The organism is Streptomyces sp. NBC_00386 (genome assembly GCF_036063235.1).
In the GTDB taxonomy this organism is placed as follows: domain Bacteria; phylum Actinomycetota; class Actinomycetes; order Streptomycetales; family Streptomycetaceae; genus Streptomyces.
In genome coordinates this window covers 6,580,993-6,607,031 of sequence record NZ_CP107950.1, presented here as the reverse complement: position 1 = coordinate 6,607,031, position 26,039 = coordinate 6,580,993, and the positions used below count along the sequence as shown (strand labels likewise).

23 protein-coding genes and 1 riboswitch are annotated in these 26,039 nt (G+C 72.0%); of the genes, 15 read left to right on the top strand and 8 right to left on the bottom strand.

Annotation, left to right across the window (positions count from 1 at the left end):
- The first annotated feature begins 6 nt into the window (after positions 1–6).
- From OG780_RS28995 to OG780_RS28975, 5 genes are all read left to right on the top strand, one after another.
- Positions 7–657, top strand: a complete 651-nt coding sequence (locus tag OG780_RS28995) for a class I SAM-dependent methyltransferase (protein WP_328453034.1) — start codon at positions 7–9, stop codon at positions 655–657.
- Positions 658–679: 22 nt separating this feature from the next.
- Positions 680–1,666: an N-acetylmuramoyl-L-alanine amidase gene (locus tag OG780_RS28990; protein ID WP_328453032.1), complete on the top strand. Its 987-nt coding sequence runs from the start codon at positions 680–682 to the stop codon at positions 1,664–1,666.
- Between the two features lie 172 nt (positions 1,667–1,838).
- On the top strand, positions 1,839–2,648 hold the full coding sequence (locus OG780_RS28985; RefSeq protein ID WP_328453030.1) for a hypothetical protein: 810 nt from the start codon (positions 1,839–1,841) through the stop codon (positions 2,646–2,648).
- A 114-nt stretch (positions 2,649–2,762) separates the two neighbouring features.
- Positions 2,763–3,773, top strand: a complete 1,011-nt coding sequence (locus OG780_RS28980; protein ID WP_328453028.1) for an LLM class F420-dependent oxidoreductase — start codon at positions 2,763–2,765, stop codon at positions 3,771–3,773.
- 104 nt (positions 3,774–3,877) lie between these two features.
- Complete coding sequence (locus OG780_RS28975) at positions 3,878–4,171, top strand: hypothetical protein (protein ID WP_328453026.1); 294 nt, start codon at positions 3,878–3,880, stop codon at positions 4,169–4,171.
- A 76-nt stretch (positions 4,172–4,247) separates the two neighbouring features.
- Here the strand turns inward: OG780_RS28975 and OG780_RS28970 are convergent, their stop codons facing one another.
- From OG780_RS28970 to OG780_RS28960, 3 genes are read right to left on the bottom strand one after another with little or no spacing between them, the layout of a single operon-like run.
- Positions 4,248–5,330: a prenyltransferase/squalene oxidase repeat-containing protein gene (locus OG780_RS28970; protein ID WP_328453024.1), complete on the bottom strand. Its 1,083-nt coding sequence runs from the start codon at positions 5,328–5,330 to the stop codon at positions 4,248–4,250.
- Positions 5,327–6,094, bottom strand: coding sequence for a class I SAM-dependent methyltransferase (locus OG780_RS28965; RefSeq protein ID WP_326788089.1), 768 nt, complete (start codon positions 6,092–6,094; stop codon positions 5,327–5,329). The genes OG780_RS28970 and OG780_RS28965 overlap by 4 nt, the downstream gene beginning before the upstream one ends.
- Entirely contained in the window at positions 6,088–7,554 is a 1,467-nt protein-coding gene (locus tag OG780_RS28960) for a glycosyltransferase family 4 protein (protein ID WP_328453022.1), read from the bottom strand. The genes OG780_RS28965 and OG780_RS28960 overlap by 7 nt, the downstream gene beginning before the upstream one ends.
- Positions 7,555–7,895: 341 nt before the next feature.
- Here OG780_RS28960 and OG780_RS28955 point away from each other — a divergent pair, with 341 nt between their 5' ends.
- Positions 7,896–8,492, top strand: coding sequence for a TetR family transcriptional regulator (locus OG780_RS28955; protein WP_443062336.1), 597 nt, complete (start codon positions 7,896–7,898; stop codon positions 8,490–8,492).
- A 148-nt stretch (positions 8,493–8,640) separates the two neighbouring features.
- Here OG780_RS28955 and OG780_RS28950 read toward each other — a convergent pair whose 3' ends face one another.
- Together OG780_RS28950 and OG780_RS28945 are read right to left on the bottom strand one after the other, a co-directional pair.
- Complete coding sequence (locus OG780_RS28950; RefSeq protein ID WP_326788086.1) at positions 8,641–8,874, bottom strand: ferredoxin; 234 nt, start codon at positions 8,872–8,874, stop codon at positions 8,641–8,643.
- Between the two features lie 2 nt (positions 8,875–8,876).
- Entirely contained in the window at positions 8,877–10,334 is a 1,458-nt protein-coding gene (locus OG780_RS28945; protein ID WP_328453017.1) for an aldehyde dehydrogenase, read from the bottom strand.
- A gap of 193 nt (positions 10,335–10,527) precedes the next feature.
- Between OG780_RS28945 and OG780_RS28940 the strand changes: the two genes are divergently transcribed.
- Positions 10,528–11,607, top strand: coding sequence for an MBL fold metallo-hydrolase (locus tag OG780_RS28940; protein ID WP_328453015.1), 1,080 nt, complete (start codon positions 10,528–10,530; stop codon positions 11,605–11,607).
- A gap of 145 nt (positions 11,608–11,752) precedes the next feature.
- Here OG780_RS28940 and OG780_RS28935 read toward each other — a convergent pair whose 3' ends face one another.
- Complete coding sequence (locus OG780_RS28935; protein ID WP_328453013.1) at positions 11,753–12,415, bottom strand: phosphotransferase; 663 nt, start codon at positions 12,413–12,415, stop codon at positions 11,753–11,755.
- A gap of 72 nt (positions 12,416–12,487) precedes the next feature.
- Positions 12,488–12,633, top strand: a riboswitch (cobalamin riboswitch).
- Between the two features lie 92 nt (positions 12,634–12,725).
- On the opposite strand from OG780_RS28935, the gene OG780_RS28930 reads away from it, so the two are divergent.
- From OG780_RS28930 to OG780_RS28900, 7 genes are all read left to right on the top strand, one after another.
- Positions 12,726–13,964 carry a prenyltransferase/squalene oxidase repeat-containing protein gene (locus OG780_RS28930; RefSeq protein WP_328453011.1) on the top strand — a complete coding sequence of 413 codons (1,239 nt, stop codon included), beginning with the start codon at positions 12,726–12,728 and terminating at the stop codon, positions 13,962–13,964.
- Positions 13,961–14,617 (top strand): SCO2322 family protein, encoded by a 657-nt coding sequence (locus OG780_RS28925; protein WP_328453009.1) that lies wholly within the window; start codon positions 13,961–13,963, stop codon positions 14,615–14,617. The genes OG780_RS28930 and OG780_RS28925 overlap by 4 nt, the downstream gene beginning before the upstream one ends.
- A gap of 9 nt (positions 14,618–14,626) precedes the next feature.
- Complete coding sequence (locus OG780_RS28920) at positions 14,627–15,991, top strand: energy-coupling factor transporter transmembrane component T (protein ID WP_328453007.1); 1,365 nt, start codon at positions 14,627–14,629, stop codon at positions 15,989–15,991.
- Complete coding sequence (locus tag OG780_RS28915; protein ID WP_328453005.1) at positions 15,988–17,706, top strand: ABC transporter ATP-binding protein; 1,719 nt, start codon at positions 15,988–15,990, stop codon at positions 17,704–17,706. The genes OG780_RS28920 and OG780_RS28915 overlap by 4 nt, the downstream gene beginning before the upstream one ends.
- Positions 17,703–18,551: an ECF transporter S component gene (locus OG780_RS28910; RefSeq protein WP_328453003.1), complete on the top strand. Its 849-nt coding sequence runs from the start codon at positions 17,703–17,705 to the stop codon at positions 18,549–18,551. Before OG780_RS28915 ends, OG780_RS28910 begins: the two co-directional genes overlap by 4 nt.
- Positions 18,552–18,930: 379 nt before the next feature.
- Positions 18,931–19,350 carry a transglycosylase SLT domain-containing protein gene (locus OG780_RS28905; protein ID WP_326788077.1) on the top strand — a complete coding sequence of 140 codons (420 nt, stop codon included), beginning with the start codon at positions 18,931–18,933 and terminating at the stop codon, positions 19,348–19,350.
- 555 nt (positions 19,351–19,905) lie between these two features.
- Positions 19,906–20,592, top strand: coding sequence for a YoaK family protein (locus OG780_RS28900; RefSeq protein ID WP_328453000.1), 687 nt, complete (start codon positions 19,906–19,908; stop codon positions 20,590–20,592).
- A 98-nt stretch (positions 20,593–20,690) separates the two neighbouring features.
- Here the strand turns inward: OG780_RS28900 and OG780_RS28895 are convergent, their stop codons facing one another.
- Complete coding sequence (locus OG780_RS28895) at positions 20,691–21,860, bottom strand: steroid 3-ketoacyl-CoA thiolase (protein ID WP_328452998.1); 1,170 nt, start codon at positions 21,858–21,860, stop codon at positions 20,691–20,693.
- Positions 21,861–22,153: 293 nt separating this feature from the next.
- Here OG780_RS28895 and OG780_RS28890 point away from each other — a divergent pair, with 293 nt between their 5' ends.
- A complete protein-coding gene (locus tag OG780_RS28890) occupies positions 22,154–23,398 on the top strand; it encodes a cytochrome P450 (protein ID WP_328452996.1) in 1,245 nt (414 codons plus the stop codon).
- 216 nt (positions 23,399–23,614) lie between these two features.
- Here the strand turns inward: OG780_RS28890 and OG780_RS28885 are convergent, their stop codons facing one another.
- Positions 23,615–25,669, bottom strand: coding sequence for a bifunctional glycosyltransferase 87/phosphatase PAP2 family protein (locus OG780_RS28885; protein WP_328452994.1), 2,055 nt, complete (start codon positions 25,667–25,669; stop codon positions 23,615–23,617).
- Positions 25,670–26,039 lie beyond the last annotated feature (370 nt).

Here is a 26,039-nt window from a genome sequence, read left to right as displayed (position 1 = left end):
GAACCCATGTCCGCGGCACCCAAGCCCGAGATCCTCGCCGCCTTCGAGGCCGCGAAGGGGTTCATGCCGCGGGGTGAGGGACTCGCGCTGTACGAGGCCGCCGTCGAGGCCGGACGGCTCGGGCTGCCGCTCCTGGAGGTCGGCACCTACTGCGGACGTTCCACGATCCTGCTCGCCGACGCGGCCCGCGAGGCCGGGGTGACCGCGATCACGGTCGACCACCACCGGGGCAGCGAGGAGCAGCAGCCGGGCTGGGAGTACCACGACCCGTCCACGGTCGACCCGGAGATCGGTCTGATGGACACGCTCCCCACCTTCCGCCGCACCCTTCACCGGGCGGGCCTGGAGGACCACGTGGTCGCGCTGGTCGGCCGCTCGCCGCAGATCGCCGCCTTCTGGGGCACGCCCCTCGGCCTGGTCTTCATCGACGGCGGCCACACCGACGAACACGCGAGCGGCGACTACGAGGGCTGGGCGCCGCATGTCGCCGAGGGCGGTCTTCTCGTCATCCACGACGTGTTCCCGGACCCCGCCGACGAGTTCACCGGCCAGGCCCCCTACCGCGTCTACCTCCGGGCCCTGGAATCGGGCGCGTTCACCGAGATCGCGGTGACCGGCTCCCTGCGCGTCCTGCGGCGAACCGGAGCGGGGATCTGAGCGCCCGGTTAGAGTCGCTGACGTGTCGTACGTAGGCCCTGACTTCGAACCGCCCCAGCCGCGCCGTTCCCGGCGCGGACCGCTCACCGTCGCGCTCGCCGCGCTCGTACCCGGCGCACTGGCCGGGTACCTCGTGTGGCAGGCCGTGGGAGACGATTCGGGGGGCGGTTCCGACCGGGCCGTTCCCGCTTCGTCGTCCTCCGCACCCGGCTCCGTCTCCCCCTCCTCGCGGACATCCGCCTCCACGACGGACGACGCCAGGCCGAGTACGTCGTCGACCCCGGCGCCCTCGTCCTCCTCCTCGTCCGCGTCGTCCTCCAAGCCCGCCGCGTCCGGCTCCCTCAAGGGCAAGGTCATCGTCATCGACCCGGGGCACAACCCCGACAACTTCCGGCACACGTCCGAGATCGACCGCAAGGTGAACATCGGAACGAACTGGAAGGAGTGCGACACGACCGGCACGTCGACCAACGCGGGTTACACGGAAGCCCGGTTCACGCTCGACGTCGCGCACCGGATGCGGGCCATCCTCGAAAAGCAGGGCGCCACGGTGAAGTTGACCCAGGACGGCGACCGGTCCTTCGGCCCCTGCGTCGACGAGCGGGCCCGTATCGGCAACACGGCGCACGCGGACGCGGTCGTCTCCCTCCACGCCGACGGATCGGCGGCCGGCAACCGCGGCTTCCATGTGATCCTCCCGGCGTCGGTGCACGCGGGCGCCGCCGACACCCGTCCGATCGCCGCCTCTTCCCGCGACCTCGGCGAGCACATCGCGGGCCTGTTCGTCCGCGAGACCGGCAGCGCACCCTCCAACTACGTCGGTGACGGAACCGGACTGGTGGTCCGAAAGGATCTCGGCGGTCTCAATCTGTCAACGGTTCCCAAGGTGTTCATCGAGTGCGGCAACATGCGCGATACGAAGGACGCTGCGCTGCTCACCAGTGGCGCTTGGCGAGAGAAGGCGGCACGGGGGATCTCTGAAGGAATCGTTGGTTTCCTGCACGGGTAGTGATCTACGGACCCAACCCGGCGGACACCCTGATCGTCCGGGCGATAAGGTCGTCCGTACGATAAAGGGCCACCCCCGCGCTTCACACCGAGTCCTGACAACGGCACTATGTCGGCGACACGGTGCACAGCGATGCCTCACCGACGACGAGACGACTGACGAAGGACCTGAAGTGAATATCCGCTCCCTCACTCGAGGCGACGGCGTGGTGATCGGAGCAGCGGTGTTGCTGTTCATCGCGTCGTTCCTCAATCTCTACTCCGTTTCGGGGTACAGCCTTGACACGAACGCATGGGACAACCTCGGTTACGGCCTCGGCGTCTTCATGGGCGGGGTCATCGGCGCCGCCCTGATCGTCGTCAACCGCTGCCTGCCGCAGCCGCGCAAGGTTCTCGGACTCGACCTGGGCGCTGTCGGCGTGGCGTTCACGGTTCTCGTCGCGTGGACCATGTTCTGGTCACTCGTGGACGTCGGGCAGGGCGCCAGCGCCGCCGCCGGTCTCATCCTCGGCTTCATCGCGGCCCTCGTCCTGGCCGGCGCGGCCGTCGCGACCCCGCTCGTTCCGGCCCTCCAGGCCGCGCTCGTCGGCGCCCCGACCCCGATCGCCCCGCAGCCCTACGGCGGTCAGCCGCAGGGTGGTTACGGCTACCCGGGAGCCTCGCAGCCCAGCCAGCCCGGCCAGCCCGGCCAGCAGCCCTACGGCGCCCAGCCCTCGCAGCCCACGCAGCCGTTCGGCGGACAGCCGAGCCTGCCGTCGGCACCGCAGACGCAGTCGCCGGCGCAGGACTTCTCGCCGTTCTGGTTCGCCGTTCCGGTCGCGCGGCCGCTGTTCGGTGAGGACGGCTCGCCGTCGCCGATCGCCGAACTGGCGCCGGGCACCTGGTACCTGGCCGTCGAGCAGCGTGGTGCGACCCTGGTGGCGCAGACGCAGGACGGCCGTCGCGGTGTGCTTCAGGACACCTCGGGGATCCAGCGCGGCTGATCCGCCCACCGCTCTCGCGACGGCCCCTCGCCCTTTCCGGCGGGGGGCCGTTGTCGTACAGTCGCAGCACGCCATGAACTGACGGACCGTCAGGACTCTGTTTCTGGAGGCAGCATGCGGCTCGGTCTCGCGCTCGGCTACTGGGGGCGCGGCCCCTCGGCGGACCATGTGCCACTGGCCATCGAAGCGGAGCGGCTCGGCTACGACTCGGTGTGGACCGCGGAGTCCTGGGGCTCGGACGCGTTCACCCCGCTCACCTGGATCGCCGCGAGGACCACGCGCATCCGGCTCGGCACGGCGATCGCGCAGATGGCCGCCCGCTCCCCCACCACCACCGCGATGCACGCGCTCACCCTCGACCATCTCTCCGGCGGGCGCATGATGCTGGGTCTCGGTCTGTCGGGGCCCCAGGTCGTCGAGGGCTGGTACGGGCGGCCGTTCCCGAAGTCGCCGCTGACCGCGACCCGGGAGTACGTCGACGTCGTACGCCAGGTCCTGCGGCGCGAGGGACCGGTCGAACTGGACGGCCGCTTCCACTCCCACCCCTACCGGGGCGCCGACGGCACGGGACTCGGCAAGGCGCTCAAGCCGATCACGCACCCGCTGCGGGCCGAACTGCCCATCCTGCTCGGCGCCGAAGGCCCGAAGAACATCGCGCAGACGACCCGGATCGCGGACGGCTGGCTGCCGCTGTACTGGTCGCCGACGCGTCCCCAGGCGTACGAGGCCTCGCTCACCGAGCTGCCCGAGGGCTTCCTCGTGGCGCCGATGGCCCGCGCGCACGTCTGTGACGACGTCGCCGAAGGGCTGCTGCCGGTCAAGGCGATGCTCGGCTTCTACATCGGCGGGATGGGGCACGCGGCCCGCAACTTCCACGCCGATCTGATGGCCCGGATGGGCTTCGAGGAAGAGGCCCGCAAAATCCAGCGGCTGTTCCTCGAAGGGCGCCGGGAAGAGGCCGTCCTGGCCGTCCCCGACGCCTTCGCGGACGAGATCTCGCTCGTCGGACCGCGTGAACGCATCGCCGAGCGGCTGGAGTCGTGGCGCAAGGGCCCGGTGACCGACCTGCTGATCCTGTCCCCGGACCCCCGCACCCTGCGTGTACTGGCCGAGCTGAACGCCTAGGGCGTGTCTGACAATTCCCGTCTGCCCGGCCCGGGCCCGGCGGCCGTGTCAGTCGGCGCGGCCCGTTCGGGTTTCATCCGGGGCCGACGGGCAATCCGCTGGACATGTCCCCTAGATATCGCAACGGTTCGAATCAGGCGGGGACGGTCATCGCGATCATCGCGGACGTCATGGCCGTCATCCTGGGTCTCTGGATCCTGATGTATCTGCTCGACGCCAATCGTGGCAACGACCTCGTGCAGTTCATCCACAGCACCGCGGCCTGGCTGGCCGGCTGGTCGCGCGACCTGTTCACCTTCGACAAGGAGTGGGCGCGTGTCGTCGCCGGCTACGGCCTCGCCGCCGTCGTCTACCTGTTCATAGGCCACGCGGTCGCCAACCGAATGCACCGGCACTGACCGGCGCAGGCGGCCGGGAGCGCCCCGAGGAACCCGAGCGTCCGGACGGTCCGGGAAGCCAGGACCGTCCGGACCCTCAGCGGGTGGGCGTGCAGCAGTCCGGGTCCAGGCCGACCGGCAGTCGCTCGCCGCCGAAGACCGCGCAGGTGGCCTCGTCGCCGCCCAGTGCGGCGACCGCCAGGAGCAGGGAGCCCGCCGTCCAGGTGGTGAGCTCCTCGGGCCAGACGGCCCGGTCCTCGAAGACATAGCCCGTCCAGTACAGACCGGACTGCGGATCACGCAGGTGCTGGATGGACTGGAGGATCTCCAGAGCGTGGTCCGACTCACCCACCACCCAGAGCGCCAGGGCGAGTTCGGCCGACTCACCGCCGGTCACCCACGGGTTGGGAACCACGCAGCGCACCCCGAGGCCGGGCACCACGAAGCGGTCCCAGCCCTCCTCTATACGGGACTTTGCCTCGGCTCCCGTCAACGCGCCGCCGAGCACCGGGTAGTACCAGTCCATGGAGTAGCGGCCCTTGTCGAGGAACCGCTCCGGGTGGAGCCGGATCGCGTGCCGCAGCGCGCCGACCGCCAGCTCCCAGTCGGGCTGCGGCTCCTCGCGCTGCTCGGCGATGGCAAGGGCGCAGCGCAGCGCGTGATGGACCGACGAACTCCCGGTCAGCAGCGCGTCGTCGACCGCCGTTCCGTCGTCCTCGCGCTTCCAGCCGATCTGTCCGCCGCTCTGCTGGAGCCGCAGCACGAACTCCATGGCCGCGTAGACCGTGGGCCACATGCGGTCCAGGAAGACGTCGTCGCCGGTCGCCAGGTAGTGGTGCCAGACGCCCACCGCGATGTACGCGACGAAGTTGGTCTCGCGGCCGCGGTCGGTGACGTCCTCGAAGTCCCCGTCCGCATAGGCCGCGTACCAGGACCCGTCCTCGTTCTGATGCCGTGCCAGCCACTCGTAGGCCCGCTCGGCGGCCTCGTGCTCGCCGGCCGCGTCGAGCGCCATGGCGGCCTCGGTGTGGTCCCACGGGTCGAGGTGGTGGCCGCGGAACCACGGGATGGCTCCGTCGGGGCGCTGCACCGCGAGGATCCCGCGCACCGTGGCGGCGGCCTCCTCGGCGGTGAGGACCCCGGGCAGGACGAGGTGTTCTGTCCGCCGGGGAGTGGTCACGTGGCGTCCGCCTCGGAAGCGGACTTCGCGGACGTCCCGGCGAGCTTCGGCAGGTGCGGCTTGGTCGCGTACGCCACGAAGCTCTTGCCGATCAGGGGGTTCAGCGTCTGCTCGACGACCCGGGTGGCCAGCGGCTTCTTCATGATGTCCCAGACCAGCAGCTTGTGGTACGCCCGCACGGGCAGCGCCTTGTCGTTGTCGACGCCGAACGCGCACTTCAGCCACCAGTACGGCGAGTGCAGCGCGTGCGCGTGGTGCGATCCGTAGGGCCGCAGGCCGGCCTCGCGGATCTTCGCGAGCAGTTCGTCCGCCTTGTAGATGCGGATGTGGCCGCCCTCGACCTCGTGGTAGGCGTCGGACAGCGCCCAGCAGACCTTCTCCGGGCCGTAGCGCGGCACGGTGATGGCGATGCGCCCGCCCGGCTTGAGCACCCGGACCATCTCGGCGAGGACGCCCTTGTCGTCCGGGATGTGCTCCATGACCTCGGAGATGATCACGACGTCGAAGGACTCGTCGGGGAAGGGCAGCGCGAGCGCGTCGCCCTCCATGGCCGTCGCGGTGGCACCCGCGGGCGCCTCCCCGGCCTCCTTCATCGCCGCGAACCACTTGGCGACCTCGCGGATCTCCTCGCCGTTCTGGTCCAGCGCCACGACCTGCGCGCCGCGCCGGTAGCACTCGAAGGCGTGCCGGCCGGCACCGCATCCGAGATCCAGGACGCGGTCGCCGGGGGCGAGCGGGAACCGGGAGAAGTCGACGGTCAGCACGTGGCCCTGCTTTCGCGATTGGCTGCAACTAGTTCTTCGGCGGCGGGAGTGGCTTCCGCGGCCTCGGCGCGGTCGGGTCCCGGGGCCGCCGGGGAGCCGGCGTCCGGCGCGCCGCCGCGCCCGTCGGTGTCCGCGGCCTCGCGCGGGCGGAGCCGGGACGCGGAAAGGGCCATCGCCGCACGGTAGTGGGCCACCGTGCCCTCGGCCGCCCTGGCCCAGGTGAAGCGCGCGAGGACGCGCTCGCGCCCGGCGGAGCCGAGCCGTGCGCGGAGTGCGGGGTCACCGAGGAGCCGGCCGAGGGCGGCGGCCAGCGCTCCCGGGTCGCCCGGAGGCACCGCGAGGCAGGTCTCGCCGTCGGGTCCCGCGACCTCCGGGATCGCTCCGCCGGTGGTGGCCACGAGCGGGGTACCGGTGGCCATCGCCTCGGCGGCGGGCAGCGAGAAGCCCTCGTACAGGGAGGGCACGCAGGCGACCTCGGCCGAGCGGACGAGGTCGACGAGCTCGGCGTCGGAGATGCCCTTGACGAACTCGACGGCACCCTCCAGGCCGTACCGCTCGATGGCCTGGGCGACCGGCCCGTCCTCGGCGCGCCTGCCGACGACGACGAGGTGCGCGCCCGGGTGTTCGGTACGCACCTTCGCGAGCGCCTCGACGAGGAACACCAGGCCCTTGAGCGGGACGTCGGCGCTGGACGTGGTGACGATGCGGCCCGGCACCTGGGGCACGGAGGGGTCCGGCGAGAAGAGGTCGGTGTCCGCGCCGATGTGGACGACGTGGATGCGGTCCTGCTCCACCCGCAGGTGCTCGACGATCTCCTGCCGGGAGGTGCCGGAGACGGTGAGGACGGACGGCAGGCGGCGCGCGACGCGCTTCTGCATGCGGGTGAAGGCGTACCAGCGGCGGACCGAGGCCCGGCGCTGCCAGCCCTCGGCGGCGTCCAGTTCCAGTTGCCGGTCGACGGTGATCGGGTGGTGGATGGTGGTCACCAGCGGGGCGCCGACGTCCCCCAGCAGTCCGTAGCCGAGCGTCTGGTTGTCATGGATGACGTCGAACTCGCCGCGCCGGGCCCGCAGATGGCGGCGGGCTCGCAGCGAGAAGGTCAGCGGCTCGGGGAAGCCGCCGGTCCACATGGTGCCGACCTCGAGCGCGTCGATCCAGTCGCGGTACTCGTCGCGCGCCGGGGTACGGAAGGGGTCGGGCTGGCGGTACAGGTCCAGGCTGGGCAGCTCGGTGAGGCTCAGCCCGGGAAGACCCTCGTCGAGCACGGGGTAGGGCTGGGAGCCGATGACCTCGACGCGGTGGCCGAGGCGGGCGAGCTCGCGCGAGAGATGCCGTACGTAGACACCCTGGCCGCCGCAGAACGGGTTTCCCTTGTACGTGAGAAGCGCGATGCGCAGGGGTGGTTCCCCGTCGGCTGCCGTGCCCTTCCCGGGGTCCGCCTCCATGGCCTCAGCGGTCACTTCCGGTCCCCTTCTCCCTGCACTTTCCCGCGAGATTACGCCGGGACGCTAATCTAGAACAAGTTTCAGACTTGATCGTTCACGGAGCACTGAATCTACCGGCAGGTAGCGCCGCTGTGAGCGGTGGATCAGGTGATTCACGCCACGACGGGCGGCGGGATCAGCTGGTCCACTCGGTGGTGTCACCCCCTGGCGGGCCGGCTCGTCGCTCCCTCTCGCTGATGTCACGGAACGGACCCATGCCTGCGGAAGCCAAGGCGGACTCGAAGAACGCGCGACCGGCGCCGGGGGGCGGCACGCCCGCCGTGCCTTCCGGTGCCGCGCACACCCGGCCGCACTCCATGTCGCATCCCGCCTCCGCGCCGCTCACCGAGCGCCAGGAGGCGCGCCGCCGCCGGATCCTGCACGCGAGCGCGCAGCTCGCCAGCCGGGGCGGCTTCGACGCCGTGCAGATGCGCGAGGTCGCGGAGTCGTCCCAGGTCGCTCTCGGCACCCTGTACCGCTACTTCCCCTCGAAGGTGCATCTGCTGGTCGCCACGATGCAGGACCAGCTGGAGCACATGCACGGGACGCTGCGCAAGAAGCCGCCGGCCGGGGACACGGCCGCGGAGCGGGTGGCGGAGACACTGATGCGGGCGTTCCGCGCGCTCCAGCGCGAGCCGCATCTGGCCGACGCGATGGTCCGCGCGCTCACGTTCGCGGACCGCAGTGTCAGCCCCGAGGTCGACCAGGTCTCGCGGCAGACCACGGTGATCATCCTGGACGCGATGGGTCTCGACGACCCGACGCCGGCCCAGCTCTCCGCCGTCCGCGTCATCGAGCACACCTGGCACTCGGCCCTGATCACCTGGCTCTCCGGCCGTGCCTCGATCGCCCAGGTCAAGATAGACATCGAGACGGTCTGCCGCCTGATCGACCTGACCGACCCGAACGACTGACGGGCCCCGGAGGAACGGGCGGGTCCGGGCGACCGCGAAGACCGGGCCCGACGGCACAGCCGCTCCTTCCACACGACCTCCCGCTCTCCGTCCGTGTCCAGCCGTACGTGGGCGGCTCCAGGGAGCGGGCCGCCCCCCGGCCGCCGGCCTACTCCTCCGGCGGGAACACGGGCTCGCCGCCGGCCAGCAGCGAGATCATGACGGCTTCCACCGGGCAGCCCTCGGCCGCTTCCAGGATCTTCTCGTTGGCGTCGGTCTCCGGCTCGACGGGATGGGACTGCATGCCGGCGTCGAGGCGGAAGGCGTCCGGGGCGAGGTGGACGCACTGGGCCGAGCCGATGCAGACGGAACGGTCGACCTCGACCTGCCAGCGGTCGCCCATCCTCAGGCCTCCCAGCCGGCCGGCAGGTGGATCATCTTGTGTTCCAGGAACTCGCCGTACCCCTCGGGCCCGAACTCCCGCCCCAGGCCCGAGTTCTTGTAGCCGCCGAAGGGGCCCAGCATGTCGAGGCTGAAGGTGTTCACCGAGTAGGTGCCGGTACGGACCTGGCGGGCGATGTCGATGCCGTGGGCGACGTCCGCCGTCCAGACGCTGCCGCTCAGCCCGTAGTCGGAGTCGTTGGCGATCTTCACGGCCTCGGCCTCGTCGCCGTAGGGGAGCAGACAGATCACCGGACCGAAGATCTCCTCCCGGGCGATGCGCATGGTGTTGTCGACGTCCCCGAACAGGGTCGGCTCGACGTACCAGCCGCGGTCCAGCCCCTGCGGGCGCCCGCCGCCGGCCAGGATCTTGGCGCCCTCCTCCTGGCCGATGCGGATGTAGTCGAGGCTGCGCCGCCGCTGCCGCTCGGCGACCAGCGGTCCGACCTGGGTGGCCGGGTCGAGCGGATCACCGACGACCAGCGCGTTCGCCGCCGTGGCGAAGGCGTCCGCGAACTCGTCGTAGCGCGAGCGGGGCACGAGGATGCGGGTCTGGGCCACGCAGGCCTGGCCGTTGTTCATCCAGGCCGCCGAGACGATCCCGGGAACCGAGGTGTCGAGGTCCGCGTCGGGCAGCACCACGGCCGCCGACTTGCCGCCCAACTCCAGTGTCACGCGGGTGAGATGACGGGAGGCGACCTCCATCACCCGCTTGCCGGCCGCGACCGAGCCGGTGAAGGAGACCTTGTCGACGCCCGGGTGCCCGACCAGGTACTCGCTGACCTCGCGGTCGGCCGGGAGGATCGACAGCACCCCTTCGGGCAGCCCGGCCTCCTTCGCGATCTCCCCGAGCAGATAGGCGTCCAGGGGCGATTCGGGGGACGGCTTCAGTACGACCGTGCAGCCGGTCAGCAGCGCGGGCGCGAGCTTGGCCGCCGCCACGAACTGCGGGACGTTCCACGGGACCACCGCCGCCACCACGCCCACCGGCTCACGGCGGACGAGGATCCTGCCGAGGACTCCGTCGCGGGTCTCCTCGTACGTGTAGCCGCGCGCGACCGTGATCGCCGTGTCCCACACCATCATCGCGCCGAGGGCCTGCGCGAGGACGCTCCAGGAGTAGGGGGAGCCGTTCTCCGAGGAGATGACGCGGGCGATCTCCTCGTGCCGTACGGCGATGGCGTCCTTGATCCGGGCCACGACCGCGATCCGCTCGTCGAGGCTCATGCGCGGCCAGGGCCCCTCGTCGAACGCCCGGCGCGCCGCGGCGACGGCGCGGTCGACGTCCGCGGCGGAGGCGTGCGGCACCCGGCCGATGACCTCCTCGGTGTGCGGTGAGATCACCTCGATGACGTCCTTGCCGAGCGGGTCGGTCAACTCCCCGCCGATGAACAGCTGTCCGTGTTCCACGAGCTCGGTCATGGCCGACTGCCTCCCAAGGGCGCTCTCCGGCACCATGTCTGACGGTTCATCAGATATGAGAACTGATACCAGTTCCCGCCACATGAGTCCACGGCACGGACACCGCCGTCCGCCCGGACGGAACAGTCGACTTGGGCTCCCATTGGAACCCGTTCTAGTTATAGTGGCGGGAATCGGCGATGGGTGGAAGCGCATGACGCAGGTGACCGATCACGGCGGGGGCGTACGGTCCATCAGCGTCCCCATCCCGGACAACCCCCTCGGCCACACGTTGGTGTACCTGGTCGACACCGACGCGGGGCCCGTGCTCGTCGACACCGGCTGGGACGACCCGGCCTCCTGGGACACCCTCGTCGAGGGGATCACCGGCTGCGGGACCTCGGTCGCGGAGATCCACGGCGTGGTCATCACCCACCACCACCCCGACCACCACGGTCTGTCGGGCCGGGTCCGGGAGGCGTCCGGTGCCTGGATCGCGATGCACGCCGCCGACGCGGCGATCGTCCGGCGCACCCGGGAGACCCGGCCCGAGGGCTGGTTCGCCTACATGGCCGCCAAACTGGAGGCCTCCGGAGCCCCGGAGGAGCATGTCGCCCCGCTCCGCGAGGCACCCCGCTCGCTCCGCCGCCCCAGCACCCTGCCCGGCTTCTCCCCCGCGCTGCCCGACCGTGAGATCGTCCCCGGCGAACTCCTGCCCCTGCCCGGCCGCCGGCTGCGTGCCGTCTGGACCCCCGGCCACACACCCGGGCACGTCTGCCTCCACCTGGAGGAGGCCCACCCTGACCGGCTGCCCGGCAACGGACGTCTGTTCTCCGGCGACCACCTGCTGCCGAGGATCACCCCGCACATCGGTCTCTACGAGGACCCGGACACCCACGGGCGCCCTCCCTACGCGACCGGGATCGAGGGCCTCGGGGAGATCGCCGACCCGCTCGGCGACTACCTCGACTCCCTGGAGCGCGTCGGCCGTCTCGCCCCCGCCGAGGTCCTCCCCGCCCACCAGCACGTGTTCACCGACGCCCCGTCCCGGGTCGCGGAGTTGCTCGCGCACCACGAGGAGCGGCTGACCGGCCTGCTCACGCTGCTCTCCGTACCGCTCACGCCCTGGCAGCTCGCCGAACGCATGGAGTGGAACCGCCCCTGGGCCGACATCCCCTACGGATCACGGAACATCGCGGTCTCCGAGGCCGAGGCCCACATCCGCCGACTGGTGAAACTGGGCCGGGCGGAAGCGGTGACGGGCAGCGACCCGGTGACCTACACGGCGGTGTGACACGGCCCCACCGACCCAGCCCGGCCGAGCCCACACCCGGCCTATCACCCAGCCCGCCCGAGCCCACGCACTCCGATCACCCGGCCCGGCGTCACCCGCCCCGGCCGATCACTCAGCCCGACAGCTCCCGCGCTCAGCCGATCGCTCAGCCCAGCAGCTCCCGTATCAACGCGTCCGCCTCGCCCAGGAGTCCGACCTCACGCGTGCTCATCGTCGGGTTGGCCGCCCTGCGCGACCCCGCTTCCACGAGTCCCGCCTCGGTCACCTGGTCCTCGTTCCCGTCGAGCAGCGCCTCCAGCGTCTCCTCGGCCACGCCCCCGATCGCCTCGCCGCCGACGGCGACCTGGGCGAGGATCACGGCGGACATGGCCCAGTCGAGACCGGGTGCCCCCTCCTCCGCGTTGGACCAGTCGATGACCTTCGGCCCGTCCGGGGTGAGCATCACGTTGTCGGGGTGCAGATCCAGGTGCAGCACACGGACGGCGGGGTCGGCGGAGAGCCGCGCGGGCACGACGTGCAGCTTGCGCAGCAGCCTGGCCAGGGTGAGGCCCGCTTCCTGGGCGGAGAGCAGGCCCTGGCCGAAGGCCTCCAGCATGGTCGGCCCGGACAGCCGCTCCATCACCAGGTCCCCGCCGGTCGCGGCCCGCACCCCCGGCACCGGATAACCGTGCGAGCGCACGTGCTGCATCACGGCCGCCTCGGCCGTCGCGTCGCCCCAGCCCTCGCGGTCCCGCCGCAGCACCCACGCCTCGTCGATCTCGTAGACGTCCGCCGAACGCCCCGAGCCGAGCAGTCTCCCCGTTCGCATGACCCGAACCTAGCGGATGTCGCCCAGGTCACTCCGGGCCCGTGCCCCAGGCAACACCCGGCGGAATCCGGGCGGCCGGTAGAGTGTGCGCGTCGTCATCACACCCTTACGAGGAGAAGCCGGTGCGAATCCGGCGCTGACCCGCAACCGTGATCCACTTCGGTGGTGAGCCGGATCGCCTCGCACGGGACGTGACCGGCTCGCGCCCTCGGCAGCCCGCCGACGGCCGGCATCGTCGAGGGATACGGAGCCGGAGCCGCCCGGATACCCCAGCGTGCCCGGTGCTGCCCGGCTCCCCGCAGGGAGAGTCATGTTTGTTCGCCGCACCGCAGCGGTACTGGCCGCCACCGCCGTCATCGGGGCGGTCGTCGCACCGGCCGCCTCCGCCGACTCCTCCCCGTCGCCGTCGCCCTCGGTGGCGCTGCCCTCGGGCCTGTTCGGCTCCGGCGACCCGACCTACGACGGCGTGTGGCGCCAGTCGCTCGCGCTGCTCGCGCAGCACACCGTCGGTGTGCGGCCCGCCGAGAAGGCCGTGGACTGGCTGACCGGCCAGCAGTGCGCGAACGGTGCCTTCGCCGCGTACCGCGCCGACGCGACCGCCGCGTGCGACGCGAAGACGCAGGTCGACACCAACAGCACCGCGGCCGCCGTCCAGGCCCTCGCCGCACTCGGCGGGCACGACGACGCCACCGGCAAGGCCGTCACCTGGCTGAAGTCCGCGCAGAACAAGGACGGCGGCTGGGGCTACATGGCCGGCGGACCCAGCGACACCAACTCGACGTCCGTCGTCATCGGCGCGCTGAAGGCGGTCGGCAAGAAGCCCGCGAGCGTCTCCAAGGACGGCAAGTCCCCCTACGACGCCCTGCTGAAGCTGTCGATGCCCTGCGAGGGCGAGGGCGGCGGCGCCTTCGCCTACCAGCCCGACAAGAAGGGCAAGCTGGCGGCGAACGCGGACGCGACCGCGGCGGGCGTGACGGCCGGCATGGGCCAGGGCTTCGCGGCGGCGACCGGCTACGCGTTCGACCTCACGGGTTGCCACGTCCTCGACACTCCCGACATGGCGACCGCGGCGGGGAACGGCGCCGGCTATCTCGCCAAGGCGCTGGCGAAGACCTCGTACCTGAAGTCCGCGCTCCCCGGCGCCGCGGACCAGCCCGACTACGGCAACACGGCGGACGCGGTCGTGGCCCTGTCGGCCATCGGTGCGACGAAGACCGCGCAGAAGCCGCTCGCCTGGCTGGAGAAGAACTCCGCGGACTGGGCGGCCAAGTCCGGCCCCGCCGCGTACGCGCAGCTGATCTTCGCCGCGCACACCTCCGGCACCGACCCGCGCGACTTCGGCGGCAAGGACCTCGTGGCCCAGCTCAACGCCACCGGCCCGGCGCCGGCCGCGGCGGGCGCCTCGGCGAGCCCGAGCGAGAAGAAGAACGACGAGAAGAAGGACGACGGCAACGGGCTCGGCGTCTGGTGGATCGTCGGCGTCGGCCTGGTCGCGGGCATCGGCATCGGCTTCCTGATCAGCGGCCGCAACAAGAAGCGCCAGCTGTGACCGCCCGTCGGACGACCGCGCCCCTTCTGGCCCTGGCGCTGGCTCTCCTGCTCCTCGTCCTCGGCGGCGCGGGGCAGGCCGGAGCCGTCGGCTACCGCTACTGGTCCTTCTGGGACCTGACCGGCGGGAAGTGGACCTACGCCACCCAGGGTCCGTCGACCGCGCGGCCGTCCGACGGCGACGTCCAGGGCTTCCGCTTCGCGGTGAGCGAGGACTCCCAGCACGCCGTACAGCCGCGCGGGGAGCGGGAGTTCGCCGCGATATGCGCCAAGACGCCCGCCCGGCACGGCAAGAAGCGGGTGGCCCTGGTCATCGACCCGGGTACGGCCGCCGACGCGCCGTCCGGTGAGCAGCCGCCGTCCGCGCGCACCGCCTGCGCCCAGGTCTCCCCCGACGCGAGCACCGCGGAGGCCCTGGCCGCGGTCGCGGGCCCCCTGCGCTACGACACCAACGCCCTGCTGTGCGCCATCACGGGCTATCCGCGGACGGGCTGCGGCGACCCGGTCGCGGCCGGCGGACCGACCGCGTCCGCCCGCCCGCACACCTCAGCACCGACCCGGCAGGGCCCTTCGGTGGGCCTGCTCGCGGGAGCGGCCGCGGTGGCCGTGCTGGGTGCGGCGGCCGTCTGGCAGGCCCGTCGGCGCAGGGGCTAGGCGCAGGTCATGACCGAGTCCGACCGCCCCACCGCCTCCACGGGCGACCGCCCCACGGCGCGATGGGGCTCCGCCCTGCCCGAACGGGACCGGAAACCCCGGGTGTCGGCCCCCAGGCGCCCGGCCCCGGACCCGGACCCGGACGCGAACGCGGATGAGACGACGGCCCCGCCGAGCACCGACCCGGTGGGGCCGTCGCCGAACTCCCGCCCCCGCGCTCTCCCCTTCTCCCTCCCCCGCAGCCGTACGAGCGGCACGAGCGGTACGCGTACCGTCTCCGTCGCGAACCGGGCCGACGCCCTGCACCCCGGGGCCTGGTGGATCTGGGCGCTGGGGCTCGGTACGGCGGCCTCCCGCACCACGAATCCGCTTCTGCTCGCGCTGCTCATGGCGGTGGCGGGGTTCGTGGTGGCCACTCACCGCACCGACGCCCCCTGGGCCCGCTCCTACACCGCGTTCGTGAAACTGGCGGCGGCCGTCCTCGTCATCCGCCTGGCCTTCGCCGTCTTCCTCGGCTCCCCGATCCCCGGCACGCACGTGATCGTCACCCTCCCCGAGGTCCCCCTCCCGCACTGGGCACAAGGGGTGCGCATCGGCGGCCGGGTCACCGCCGAGGGCCTGCTCTTCGCGCTCTACGACGGCCTGAAGCTGGCCGCCCTGCTCGTCTGCGTCGGCGCGGCCAACGCCCTCGCCAACCCGGCACGGCTCCTCAAGTCGCTGCCGGGAGCGCTGTACGAGGCGGGCGTCGCGGTGGTCGTCGCGCTCACCTTCGCGCCGCACCTGATCGCCGACGTCCAGCGGCTGCGCGCCGCGCGCCGGCTCCGCGGCCGTCCCGACCGGGGTCTGCGCGGCCTCCTGCACGTCGGACTCCCCGTCCTGGAGGGCGCGCTGGAGCGTTCGGTCGCGCTGGCCGCGGCGATGGACGCGCGCGGGTACGGGCGTACGGCACAGGTCCCGGCCGCCGTCCGCCGGACCACCGGAGCCCTCACCCTGGGCGGCCTGCTCGGCGTCTGTGCCGGCACCTACGGACTGCTGACCGCGGCGGGCGACAGCTACGGCCTGCCGGTCCTGCTGGCCGGGCTCGGCGCGGCGCTCGGCGGCCTGTGGCTGGGCGGCCGCCGCACACCGCGGACGCGGTACCGGCCCGACCTCTGGGGCGTCCGGGCCTGGCTGGTCGCCGGGTCGGGCGTGGCGGTCGCGGCCCTGATGATCGTGGCCGCGTCGAGCGATCCCGCCGCCCTGCGCCCCGGCGTCGTCCCCCTGGTCGCCCCCACCCTCCCGCTCCTGCCGGCGGCGGTGGTCCTGCTCGGCCTCCTCCCCGCCTTCGCGGCCCCGGCCGCCCGGCGGACCCCTGCCCCCGAGGAGTCTTCGTGATCCGCTTCGAGGATGTCTCCGTGACGTACGCCGGTGCGGCCCAACCCTCCGTCCGGGGAGTGGACTTCGAGGTGCCGGAGGGCGAACTGGTGCTGCTGGTCGGCCCGTCCGGGGTCGGCAAGTCGACGGTGCTGGGCGCGGTGAGCGGACTGGTCCCGCACTTCACGGGCGGAACGCTGCGCGGCCGGGTCACCGTCGCGGGGCGGGACACGCGTACCCACAAGCCGCGCGAACTCGCGGACGTGGTCGGCACCGTGGGCCAGGACCCACTGTCCCACTTCGTGACGGACACGGTGGAGGACGAACTCGCCTACGGCATGGAGTCGTTGGGCCTGGCACCGGCCGTGATGCGCCGCCGGGTCGAGGAGACCCTCGACCTCCTCTCACTGGCCGACCTGCGCGACCGCCCGATCGCCACCCTGTCCGGCGGCCAGCAACAGCGGGTAGCGATCGGTTCCGTGCTCACCCCGCACCCGCGGGTCCTGGTCCTCGACGAACCCACCTCGGCCCTGGACCCCGGCGCCGCCGAGGAGGTCCTCGCCGTCCTCCAGCGCCTGGTCCACGACCTCGGCACCACGGTCCTGATGGCCGAGCACCGCCTGGAACGCGTCGTCCAGTACGCCGACCGGCTCGCCCTCCTGCCCGCGCCGGGAGCGCCGCTGACGCTCGGCACCCCGTCCGAGATCATGGCCGTCTCCCCGGTCCGCCCGCCGGTGGTGGACCTCGGCCGCCTGGCCGGCTGGTCCCCGCTCCCCCTGACCGTGCGCGACGCGAGACGCCGGGCGGGAGCACTGCGCGAGCGCCTCACCGCCACCGCTCCGGCACCGGCCGGACCCGCCGCTCCCCTCAGCCCGCCCCTCCCTCTTCCCGAGGCACCGGAACGCCCCGCCGCCTCCCCTTCCCCGCTGTCCCGTCTCCTCCGCGGTCGTGGTCGCGGTCGTGGCCCCGCCGCCGCCCCGTCGTCGGAGGTGGCCGCCGTCGCGTCGCTGGCCGTCCGGCGCGGGCGCGTCGAGGCTCTGCGCCGGGTCGATCTGACGGCGGGGCCGGGCGAGACCATCGCGCTGATGGGCCGCAACGGCGCCGGGAAGTCGACGCTGCTCGCAGCGCTGGTCGGGCTCGTCGAGCCGACCGCCGGTTCCGTACGGGTCGGCGGTGCCGCACCGCATCGCCTGGCGCCGCGTGACCTCGTACGGCGGGTGGGACTCGTACCGCAGGAGCCGCGGGATCTGCTGTACGCGGACACGGTGGCCGCCGAGTGCGCCGCGGCCGACGAGGACGCCGGGGCCGCCGCCGGAACCTGCCGGTCGCTGGTGTCCGAGCTGCTGCCGGACATCGCGGACGGCACGCATCCCCGTGATCTGTCCGAGGGGCAGCGGCTGGCGCTGGCACTGGCCGTCGTCCTCACCGCACGCCCTCCGCTCCTGCTCCTCGACGAGCCGACCCGCGGTCTCGACTACGCGGCCAAGGCCCGGCTGGTCACCGTGCTGCGCGGGCTCGCCGCCGAGGGGCACGCCATCGTGCTGGCCACCCACGACGTGGAACTCGCCGCCGAGCTCGCCGACCGTGTGGTGATCCTCGCGGACGGCGAGGTCGTCGCCGACGGTCCCACCGCCGAGGTGGTCGTCGCGTCCCCGTCCTTCGCCCCGCAGGTCGCCAAGATCCTGGCCCCCGAGCCATGGCTCACCGTCGCCCAGGTCAGAAGGGCCCTCGCATGACCACCGCCGACGCGTCCGCCGCCCGCCCGCAGCCCCAGCCCCAGGCTCGAGCCGTCCGCCTCGGCCCGCGTTCCGTCGCCGCCCTGGCCCTGGTCAGCGCGACCGGGGCCGCCGGGTTCGCCTGGCCGCTCTTCGCGGGTCCCGGCTCACAGGTCAGCGCGCACGCCCAGGACGCGCCGTGGCTGTTCGCCGGGCTCCTCGTCCTGCTGGTCGCGGTGGTCGCGGCGACGATCTCCGAGTCGGGCCTCGGGCCGAAGGCGGTCGCCATGCTCGGCGTGCTGGCCGCGACCGGCGCCGCGCTGCGCCCGATCGGGGCCGGGACCGCCGGCATCGAGCCGATGTTCTTCCTGATGGTGCTGAGCGGGCGGGTGCTCGGACCTGGTTTCGGCTATGTGCTCGGGTCCGTGACCATGTTCGCGTCGGCGCTGCTGACCGGCGGGGTGGGGCCCTGGATGCCCTTCCAGATGCTGGCCATGGGCTGGTTCACGATGGGGGCCGGGCTCCTGCCGGGGGCGGACCGGCTGCGCGGCCGCGCGGAGCTCCTGATGCTCGCCGGATACGGCTTCCTCGCCGCCTTCGCGTACGGCACCGTCATGAATCTGGCCGGCTGGCCCTTCATGGACGCGCTGGCCTCGAACATCGCCTTCGACCCGCACGCCGCCGTCCCCGCCAACCTCGCCCGCTTCCTCGCCTACTGCCTGGCCACCTCCCTCGGCTGGGACCTGGGGCGGGCGGTCGTCACCGTCGTCCTGACCCTGACGATCGGCACGACCCTCCTCAAGGCGCTGCGCCGGGCCACGCGCCGGGCGGCCTTCGAGAGCCCGGTCACGTTCGAACCCCGCTGATCCGCGACCCACGTCACATCACCCCGCAGCACCGCGTGGCCCGCCCCGTACCGTCCGTCACACACAGGGTGAAGCGGCCCACAGGGCCCACGTCACATACGAAGCGGCTTCGTAGATCAATGGGCGTGGCATGAACGCGTCGTCATGCCCTCTGACCTGGGGTTTGAGAGCCACGTCACACAGTGGACTTTCACCCTGGATGCGACCACAACTAGTAAAAAGGGTCATTGCGGACGAGTTCGGATCCTGTTTGTCTTGTGGACGTCGCCAGGCACCACGAGCCCCCACGGGCCGCGGCGCCGACGTACGCCGCTCCTTCCACACACCACGTGGTCACGACGTACGAGCGACCCCATGTCCCCGAGGAAACAGGTTCTCCGTGTCCGTCTCCGTCATCCGCCGCATCGTTTCTTCCCCGAAGAAGGCCCTCGCCGGTACCGCCGTGGCCGCCGCCACCGCCGGTATGGTCCTGGCCGCGGCGCCCGCCCAGGCCGCCACGCCGACCAGCGCCTCCGCCGCGAAGTCGATCGCCCACTCGATGATTCCGGACGCCGGGCAGTTCAACGCCTTCAGCAAGATCGTCGAGCACGAGAGTGGCTGGAACGTCAACGCCACGAACTCCTCGTCCGGTGCGTACGGCCTGGTCCAGGCCCTGCCCGGTTCGAAGATGGCCTCCGCCGGCTCCGACTGGAAGACCAACCCCAAGACCCAGATCAAGTGGGGCCTGGACTACATGAACTCCCGCTACGGCAGCCCGGCCGGCGCCTGGAGCTTCTGGCAGGCCAACGGCTGGTACTGATCAGCCCCACAGCACACACAGGCGGCACCCCGTTCCCCGGGCTGCCGCCTTTGTCGTACCCACCATCACTTCCCCTCCCGAGTCCCGACTCCCAGCACCCGGCACCGGGCACAGCCACAAGCGTTCCTTCGCCCCCTCCGCCCCTACCCTTCCCACCCCTGGGGCTCCGCCCCAGACCCCGCTCCTCAAACGCCGGAGGGGCTGAATCTTGCCCCCGCAGCCAAAAAGCGGCCCGGACGGACTGGATCTTGCCGCCGCAGCCAAAATGCGGCCCAGACGGACTGGATCTCGCACCCGCAGCCGGGAGCGCGCGGGAGGGGCCGTGCCGGTACATCGGATGCCCGTCGCTTACGTCCGGATCGAGCAGCGGCTCCCTACGAAACCCACGTCTGATCCAACGGCGACGGGCGGATGTACCGGCACGGCCCCGACCCCCCACCGGAGCCGCACCGCACCGCGAACGCCGGCGCAGCGAACCGGCACGGCCCCGACCCACCCACCGGACCGACACCGCGAACGCCGGCGCAAGCGAACCTCCGTGGTGGACTGACCCCCATGACCACGCGGACGGACAAGGCCCACGACCCCGAGTCACGAGGCCTGCGGCTCGTGCCCGCGCTGCTGTCGCTGACCGTGGTCAGCGGACTCATCGACGCGGTGAGCTACCTGGGCCTGGGTCACGTCTTCACCGCGAACATGACCGGCAACGTGGTGGTGCTCGGCTTCGCCGCGGCCGGAGCACCCGGCTTCTCCGTAGCGCACACCCTCACCTCGCTGTCCTGCTTCGTGGCGGGCGCCGCGACCGGCGGACGAACGGCGACGCGGCTGAGCGACGGCTCACGCCGCACCTGGGCCCGCGCCGCATTCGCCGCCGAAGCCGTCCTGACTCTCGCCTGCGCGGCGGCGGCCTTCGCCGCCCCGCACGCCACCGCCACCACCTACACCGTGATCGCCGTCACGGCCTTCGCGATGGGCCTGCGCAACGCGACGGTCCGCAGGCTCGGCGTCGCCGACCTGACGACCACCGTCCTGACGATGACCCTGACGGGCCTGGCCGCCGACTCCCGCCTGGGCGGCGGCGCGGGCCATCACTCCCCGCGCCGGACCGCCTCCGTACTGGCGATGGCGGCAGGCGCCCTGCTCGGCGCGTGGCTCGTCCTGAACCACGGCCTCGCCCTCCCCCTGCTGATCGCCGCGCTCGTACCGGCGGCGCTGGCAGCCACGACCTCCGGCCGCGAATGACCCCTCCACCAGAACCAAACCGAGCCGAGCCGAGCCGAGCAAGTCGAACCGACCGAGCCGAGCCAGCCGAAGCAAGCCGCGCCAGGCCACAAGCCCCCTCACAACCGCTGAATGATCGTCCCGGTCGCCAGCCCTCCACCCGCACACATCGTGATCAGCGCGAACTCCTTGTCGGCGCGCTCCAGTTCATGCAGCGCCGTGGTGATGAGCCGGGCCCCCGTGGCCCCCACGGGATGCCCGAGCGCGATCCCGCCCCCGTTCACGTTCACCTTCTCCAGGTCCTGCCCGAAGACCTGTGCCCAGCTCAACACCACCGACGCGAAGGCCTCGTTGATCTCGACGAGGTCGATGTCCTTGAGCGACATCCCCGCCTTGCCGAGCACGGCCCGGGTGGCGTCGATCGGACCGTCCAGATGGAAGTGCGGGTCCGAACCCACCAGCGCCTGAGCCACGATCCGCGCCCGCGGCCGCAGCTTCAGCGCCCGCGCCATCCGCTTGGAAGCCCACAGGATGGCCGCCGAACCGTCCGAGATCTGGGAGGAGTTGCCGGCCGTGTGAACAGCCGTCGGCATCACCGGCTTCAGCTTCGCCAGCGCCTCCATGGACGTGTCGCGCAGCCCCTCGTCCCGGTCGACGAGCCGCCACATGCCCTGCCCCGCCCGCTGTTCGTCCTCGGTGGTGGGCACCTGCACGGCGAACGTCTCGCGCTTGAAGCGTTCCTCGGCCCAGGCGACGGCCGCCCGTTCCTGCGAGATGAGCCCGAGGGAGTCGACGTTCTCGCGGGTCAGCCCGCGGTGGCGCGCGATCCGTTCGGCCGCCTCGAACTGGTTCGGCAGATCGACGTTCCACTCGTCGGGGAACGGCTTGCCCGGCCCGTGCTTGGACCCCGAGCCCAGCGGCACCCGCGACATCGCCTCGACACCGCAGCTGATCCCGACGTCGATGACGCCCGCCGCGATCATGTTGGCGACCATGTGGGAGGCCTGCTGCGAGGAGCCGCACTGGCAGTCGACCGTCGTCGCCGCCGTCTCGTAGGGCAGTCCCACCGTCAGCCAGGCGGTACGCGCGGGGTTCATCGACTGCTCGCCGGCGTGGGTCACCGTGCCGCCGACGATCTGCTCGACGCAGTCGGCGGGAATGCCGGTGCGGCCGAGGAGTTCACGATAGGTCTCGCCCAGGAGATAGGCGGGGTGCAGATTGGCGAGCGCGCCACCGCGCTTGCCGATGGGCGTCCGTACGGCTTCGACGATCACGGGTTCCGCGGCCATGGGGGCTCGTCCTCTCCTCAGGCCTGCCCGGCGGCCAGGCCCAGCTGACCCGCGCAGCGCGGGGCGTCCCGGCCCACCCACCACGCAGAACTAGAACGCGTACCAGTTCTGCGTGCAGTTTGCTGAGCGAACCCCCCGCGCCGCAAGGGTCGTGCAGCTCCCGAAGTCGTGATCTGTACGAATCCCGCACGCAATTGGGAGGCCCGCACCCCTTGCCACTTGTAGAACCCGTTACTACCTTCACGGCGATTCCTTTTCCTGATGGACCGTCAGAAGCGCCCCTGGAGTTGCCGATGTCCTGTCCAGCGCTGCCCGACGGGTTCGATTTCACCGACCCCGATGTGCTGCACCACCGCGTGCCCCTCCCGGAGTTCGCCGAGTTGCGCCGGGCCCGACCGGTCCACTGGATCCCGCAACAGCCCGGCGTCGCCGGTTTCGAGGACGACGGCTACTGGGCCGTCACCCGGCACTCGGACGTCAAGTACGTCTCGACGCACCCCGAACTGTTCTCATCGTTCCTCAACACCGCCGTCATCCGCTTCAACGAGCACATCCAGCGCGAGCAGATCGAGGTCCAGCGGCTCATCATGCTGAACATGGACCCGCCCGAGCACACCCGGGTCCGTCAGATCGTGCAGCGCGGCTTCACCCCGCGCGCCATCCGCTCGCTGGAGGACGCGCTGCGCGCCCGCGCCGGTTCGATCGTCGCGAACGCGCTCGCGCAGGCCGCCCCCGACGGCTCGTTCGACTTCGTCACCCAGGTCGCCTGCGAACTCCCGCTCCAGGCGATAGCCGAGCTCATCGGCGTCCCGCAGGAGGACCGCGTCAAGATCTTCGACTGGTCCAACAAGATGGTGGCGTACGACGATCCGGAGTACGCGATCACCGAGGAGATCGGCGCCGAGTCGGCCACCGAGCTCATCTCGTACGCGATGAACATGGCGGCGGACCGCAAGCAGTGCCCCGCCAAGGACATCGTCAGCACGCTCGTGGCGGCGGAGGACCAGGGGAACCTCGCCACCGACGAATTCGGCTTCTTCGTCCTGCTGCTGGCGGTCGCCGGCAACGAGACGACCCGCAACGCCATCACCCACGGGATGCACGCCCTGCTCACCCACCCCGACCAGTGGGACCTGTACAAGAGGGAACGGCCGAAGACCACCGCCGAGGAGATCGTCCGCTGGGCGACCCCCGTCGTCGCCTTCCAGCGCACCGCCACCCAGGACACCGAACTGGGCGGGCAGCGGATCAGGAAGGGCGACCGCGTCGGCATCTTCTACTCCTCCGCGAACAACGACCCCGAGGTGTTCGAGAACCCCGAGGTCTTCGACATCACCCGTGACCCCAACCCGCACCTCGGCTTCGGCGGCGGCGGCCCGCACTTCTGCCTCGGCAGGTCCCTGGCCACGCTGGAGATCGACCTGATCTTCAACGCGATCGCCGACGCGATGCCGCGTCTGCGGCTGGCGGGCGATCCCCGCCGTCTCCGCTCCGCCTGGCTGAACGGCGTCAAGGAACTCCAGGTCCGTCACACGTAGCGGGCGCCGCACGCTCGGGCCGACGTCCTCCCGGCACCGTCGGCCCGTCCCGAGGGAGGCAGGGGCATCCCCCCGCGCCCGCCTCTGCCTCCCCCGAGACCCACACCCACACCCTCACCCCTCCACCGCGCACCCGCACCCGCACCCGCACCCAGCCTCGGCACACGCCGCCCCGCCCCGGACACGGCACCGGATCAGCCCAGGCACGTGACCGGATCAGCCCTGTGTCCGGCCTGCCCGGCCCACCGCACGGACCGGCGGTTTCACTCCCGTCTCGACCGGTTCCACGGACGTCCGGGACCGCGGGCCGGTGAGGAGATACGTCAGCCCGAAGCCCGCGGCGACCACCGCCGCGCCGCCGCCGGCGTCCAGGACCCAGTGATTCCCGGTCGCCACGATCGAGGAGAGCGTCAGCAGCGGGTGCAACAGGCCCAGCGCCTTCATCCACCACCGGGGCGCCAGCACCGCGATGACGACCCCGCACCACAGGGACCAGCCGAAGTGCAGCGAGGGCATCGCCGCGTACTGGTTGGTCAGCTCGGTCAGCGTGCCGTAGTCGGGCTTGGAGAAGTCCTGCACGCCGTGCACGGTGTCGATCACGCCGAGGCCCGGCATCAGGCGCGGCGGGGCGAGCGGGTAGAGCCAGAAGCCGGCCAGGGCGAGGAGGGTGGCGAAGCCGAGGGCGGAGCGGGCCCAGCGGTGGTCGGCCGGGCGGCGGACGTAGAGCACGGCGAGGATGGTGAGCGGAACACCGAAGTGGAACGACTGGTAGTAGAAGTCGAAGAAATCCCTCAGGAAGGGGACCCGGACGACCGAGTGGTTGACCCAGTGCTCGACATCCAGGTGCAGGAACCGCTCGACGGCGAGGATCTGCTCGCCGTGGTGCTCGGCGGCGGCCCTGCCGCCGGAGTTGGTGCCGCCCGTCGCGGCCAGCCTGACCTGCTGGTAGGCGGAGTACCCGACGCGGATCAGGAGCAGTTCGAGCAGCAGGTTCGTACGGTTGAGGACCCGGCCCGACGGCAGCAGCGGGACCCGCCTCCACCGGGTGGGGACGGGCGCCGCGCGGTCGGCGGGAACCGGGGCCCGGTAGTACGCGGACGTACGGGACAGGAACGGTACGACGACGGCGGCGGCCAGCGCGGCGATCAGCACGACGTTGTCGCGCAGCGGCTGGAGCACCGGCATGTCCGGCAGCATCATCCGGGCGGGCAGCGTCATGACCAGGACGACCGCGACGGGCCACACATAGCGGTCCGAGGTCTTCCGGCCGACCCGGCCGACGAGCGCGAGCAGCACCCACAGCACCTGGTGCTGCCAGGTGGTGGGCGAGACGGCGACGGCGAGGCAGCCGGTCACCGCGACGGCGAGCAGCAGCTGTCCGTCACGGGCGTAGCGCACCGCGCGGCGGAGTCCGACGACGGCGACGGCCGCGCCGAGCGCCAGGAAGAGACCGACCTCCAGCGGCCCGGTGAGACCGAGCCGCAGCAGCGCGCCGTGCAGGGACTGGTTGGCGAGGTCGTCGGCGTCCTTGCCGAGGCCGACGCCCGCCAGGTGGTGCACCCAGTACGTGTTCGAGTCGTGCGACATCGCGGCCCAGGCGAGCGCGGTGAGGGCGGCGAACGTGGCCCCGGTGGAGGCGGCGGCGCGGCGGCGGCCGGTGAACCAGAGAAGCGGCGTGAAGAGCAGCACGGTCGGCTGGAGGGCCGCCGCGAGCCCGATGAGGACCCCGCAGACGCGTTCCCCGCGGACGACGAAGCAGCCGAGCAGGACGAGCAGCACCGGGATGATGCTGGTCTGGCCGAGGTAGAGGGCGTTGCGTACGGGGAGCGACAGCATCAGCAGGCTGACGGCCACGGGCGCGGCGAGCAGTGACGTCCGCCGGCTCACGGGGGGCGGCAGGGCACGGGCGGCCACCAGGCCGAGCGCCACGACGAGCAGCAGGGTGCCGAAGGTCCAGCCCCAGCCGAGGGCCTGTTCGGCCGACCGGGTGAGAGGTTTGAGGACGAGGCCGCCGAGCGGGGTGCCGGTGAACCGTGTCGAGTCGTACAGCGAGCCCTTCACGTGCAGTACGCCGTTCGGGCCGACCCAGGTCTCCAGATCCGTCAGCCGGTCCGCCTTGGGGGTGCTGAGGACGGCGGCGACCTGCCGTACGGCCAGTATCGCGGCGACGGCCCAGAGCCCGACGCGAAGGGCGCGCACCCGTGCTCGCACCGTCTCCGGCGCTCCCACGAGGCCCTCGCCCGGTCGTCCGCCGTGCTCCACGTTCGCCACGCCTTGCCGACCCTCCCGACCCATTGACCGGTCCGTGTCTCACAGATCCCTTATCTCAACCCATATCAGGATCTGGCGCGTCACTGCCACCCTCGCCGGAGGGCGCGGGAGCCCTCGATCGACCCGGCGACTTCTCCGCTTCTGTCCGAATGTCGACGGTCGGCGAAGGGGCCGGTTCCCCGTCGGCCTCGCGACATGGATCACAGACGAGCCTCCGCGGGGGCGGCTCCGTCCGTCCCGTCGCGCCTGCGTACGCGGCCTTTATGTGCGCTGCGCGGCAGGTCGCTTACACCACGTGACGGGGACGAACGGACCTAAGGTCGCTTTTCGGCCCACCTCCGGGTGGGCAGCCGGGTCCGCCCCGGGCGAC

Bases quoted from the DNA above. Each gene is read 5' to 3' on its own strand.
- OG780_RS28930 (WP_328453011.1), top strand. From the start codon at position 12,726: ATGTTTGTTCGCCGCACCGCAGCGGTACTGGCCGCCACCGCCGTCATC.
- OG780_RS28975 (WP_328453026.1), top strand. From the start codon at position 3,878: ATGTCCCCTAGATATCGCAACGGTTCGAATCAGGCGGGGACGGTCATC.
- OG780_RS28995 (WP_328453034.1), top strand. From the start codon at position 7: ATGTCCGCGGCACCCAAGCCCGAGATCCTCGCCGCCTTCGAGGCCGCG.
- OG780_RS28910 (WP_328453003.1), top strand. From the start codon at position 17,703: ATGACCACCGCCGACGCGTCCGCCGCCCGCCCGCAGCCCCAGCCCCAG.
- OG780_RS28920 (WP_328453007.1), top strand. From the start codon at position 14,627: ATGACCGAGTCCGACCGCCCCACCGCCTCCACGGGCGACCGCCCCACG.
- OG780_RS28890 (WP_328452996.1), top strand. From the start codon at position 22,154: ATGTCCTGTCCAGCGCTGCCCGACGGGTTCGATTTCACCGACCCCGAT.
- OG780_RS28935 (WP_328453013.1), bottom strand. From the start codon at position 12,415: ATGCGAACGGGGAGACTGCTCGGCTCGGGGCGTTCGGCGGACGTCTAC.
- OG780_RS28950 (WP_326788086.1), bottom strand. From the start codon at position 8,874: ATGGGCGACCGCTGGCAGGTCGAGGTCGACCGTTCCGTCTGCATCGGC.
- OG780_RS28945 (WP_328453017.1), bottom strand. From the start codon at position 10,334: ATGACCGAGCTCGTGGAACACGGACAGCTGTTCATCGGCGGGGAGTTG.
- OG780_RS28955 (WP_443062336.1), top strand. From the start codon at position 7,896: ATGTCGCATCCCGCCTCCGCGCCGCTCACCGAGCGCCAGGAGGCGCGC.
- OG780_RS28980 (WP_328453028.1), top strand. From the start codon at position 2,763: ATGCGGCTCGGTCTCGCGCTCGGCTACTGGGGGCGCGGCCCCTCGGCG.
- OG780_RS28900 (WP_328453000.1), top strand. From the start codon at position 19,906: ATGACCACGCGGACGGACAAGGCCCACGACCCCGAGTCACGAGGCCTG.
- OG780_RS28895 (WP_328452998.1), bottom strand. From the start codon at position 21,860: ATGGCCGCGGAACCCGTGATCGTCGAAGCCGTACGGACGCCCATCGGC.
- OG780_RS28940 (WP_328453015.1), top strand. From the start codon at position 10,528: ATGACGCAGGTGACCGATCACGGCGGGGGCGTACGGTCCATCAGCGTC.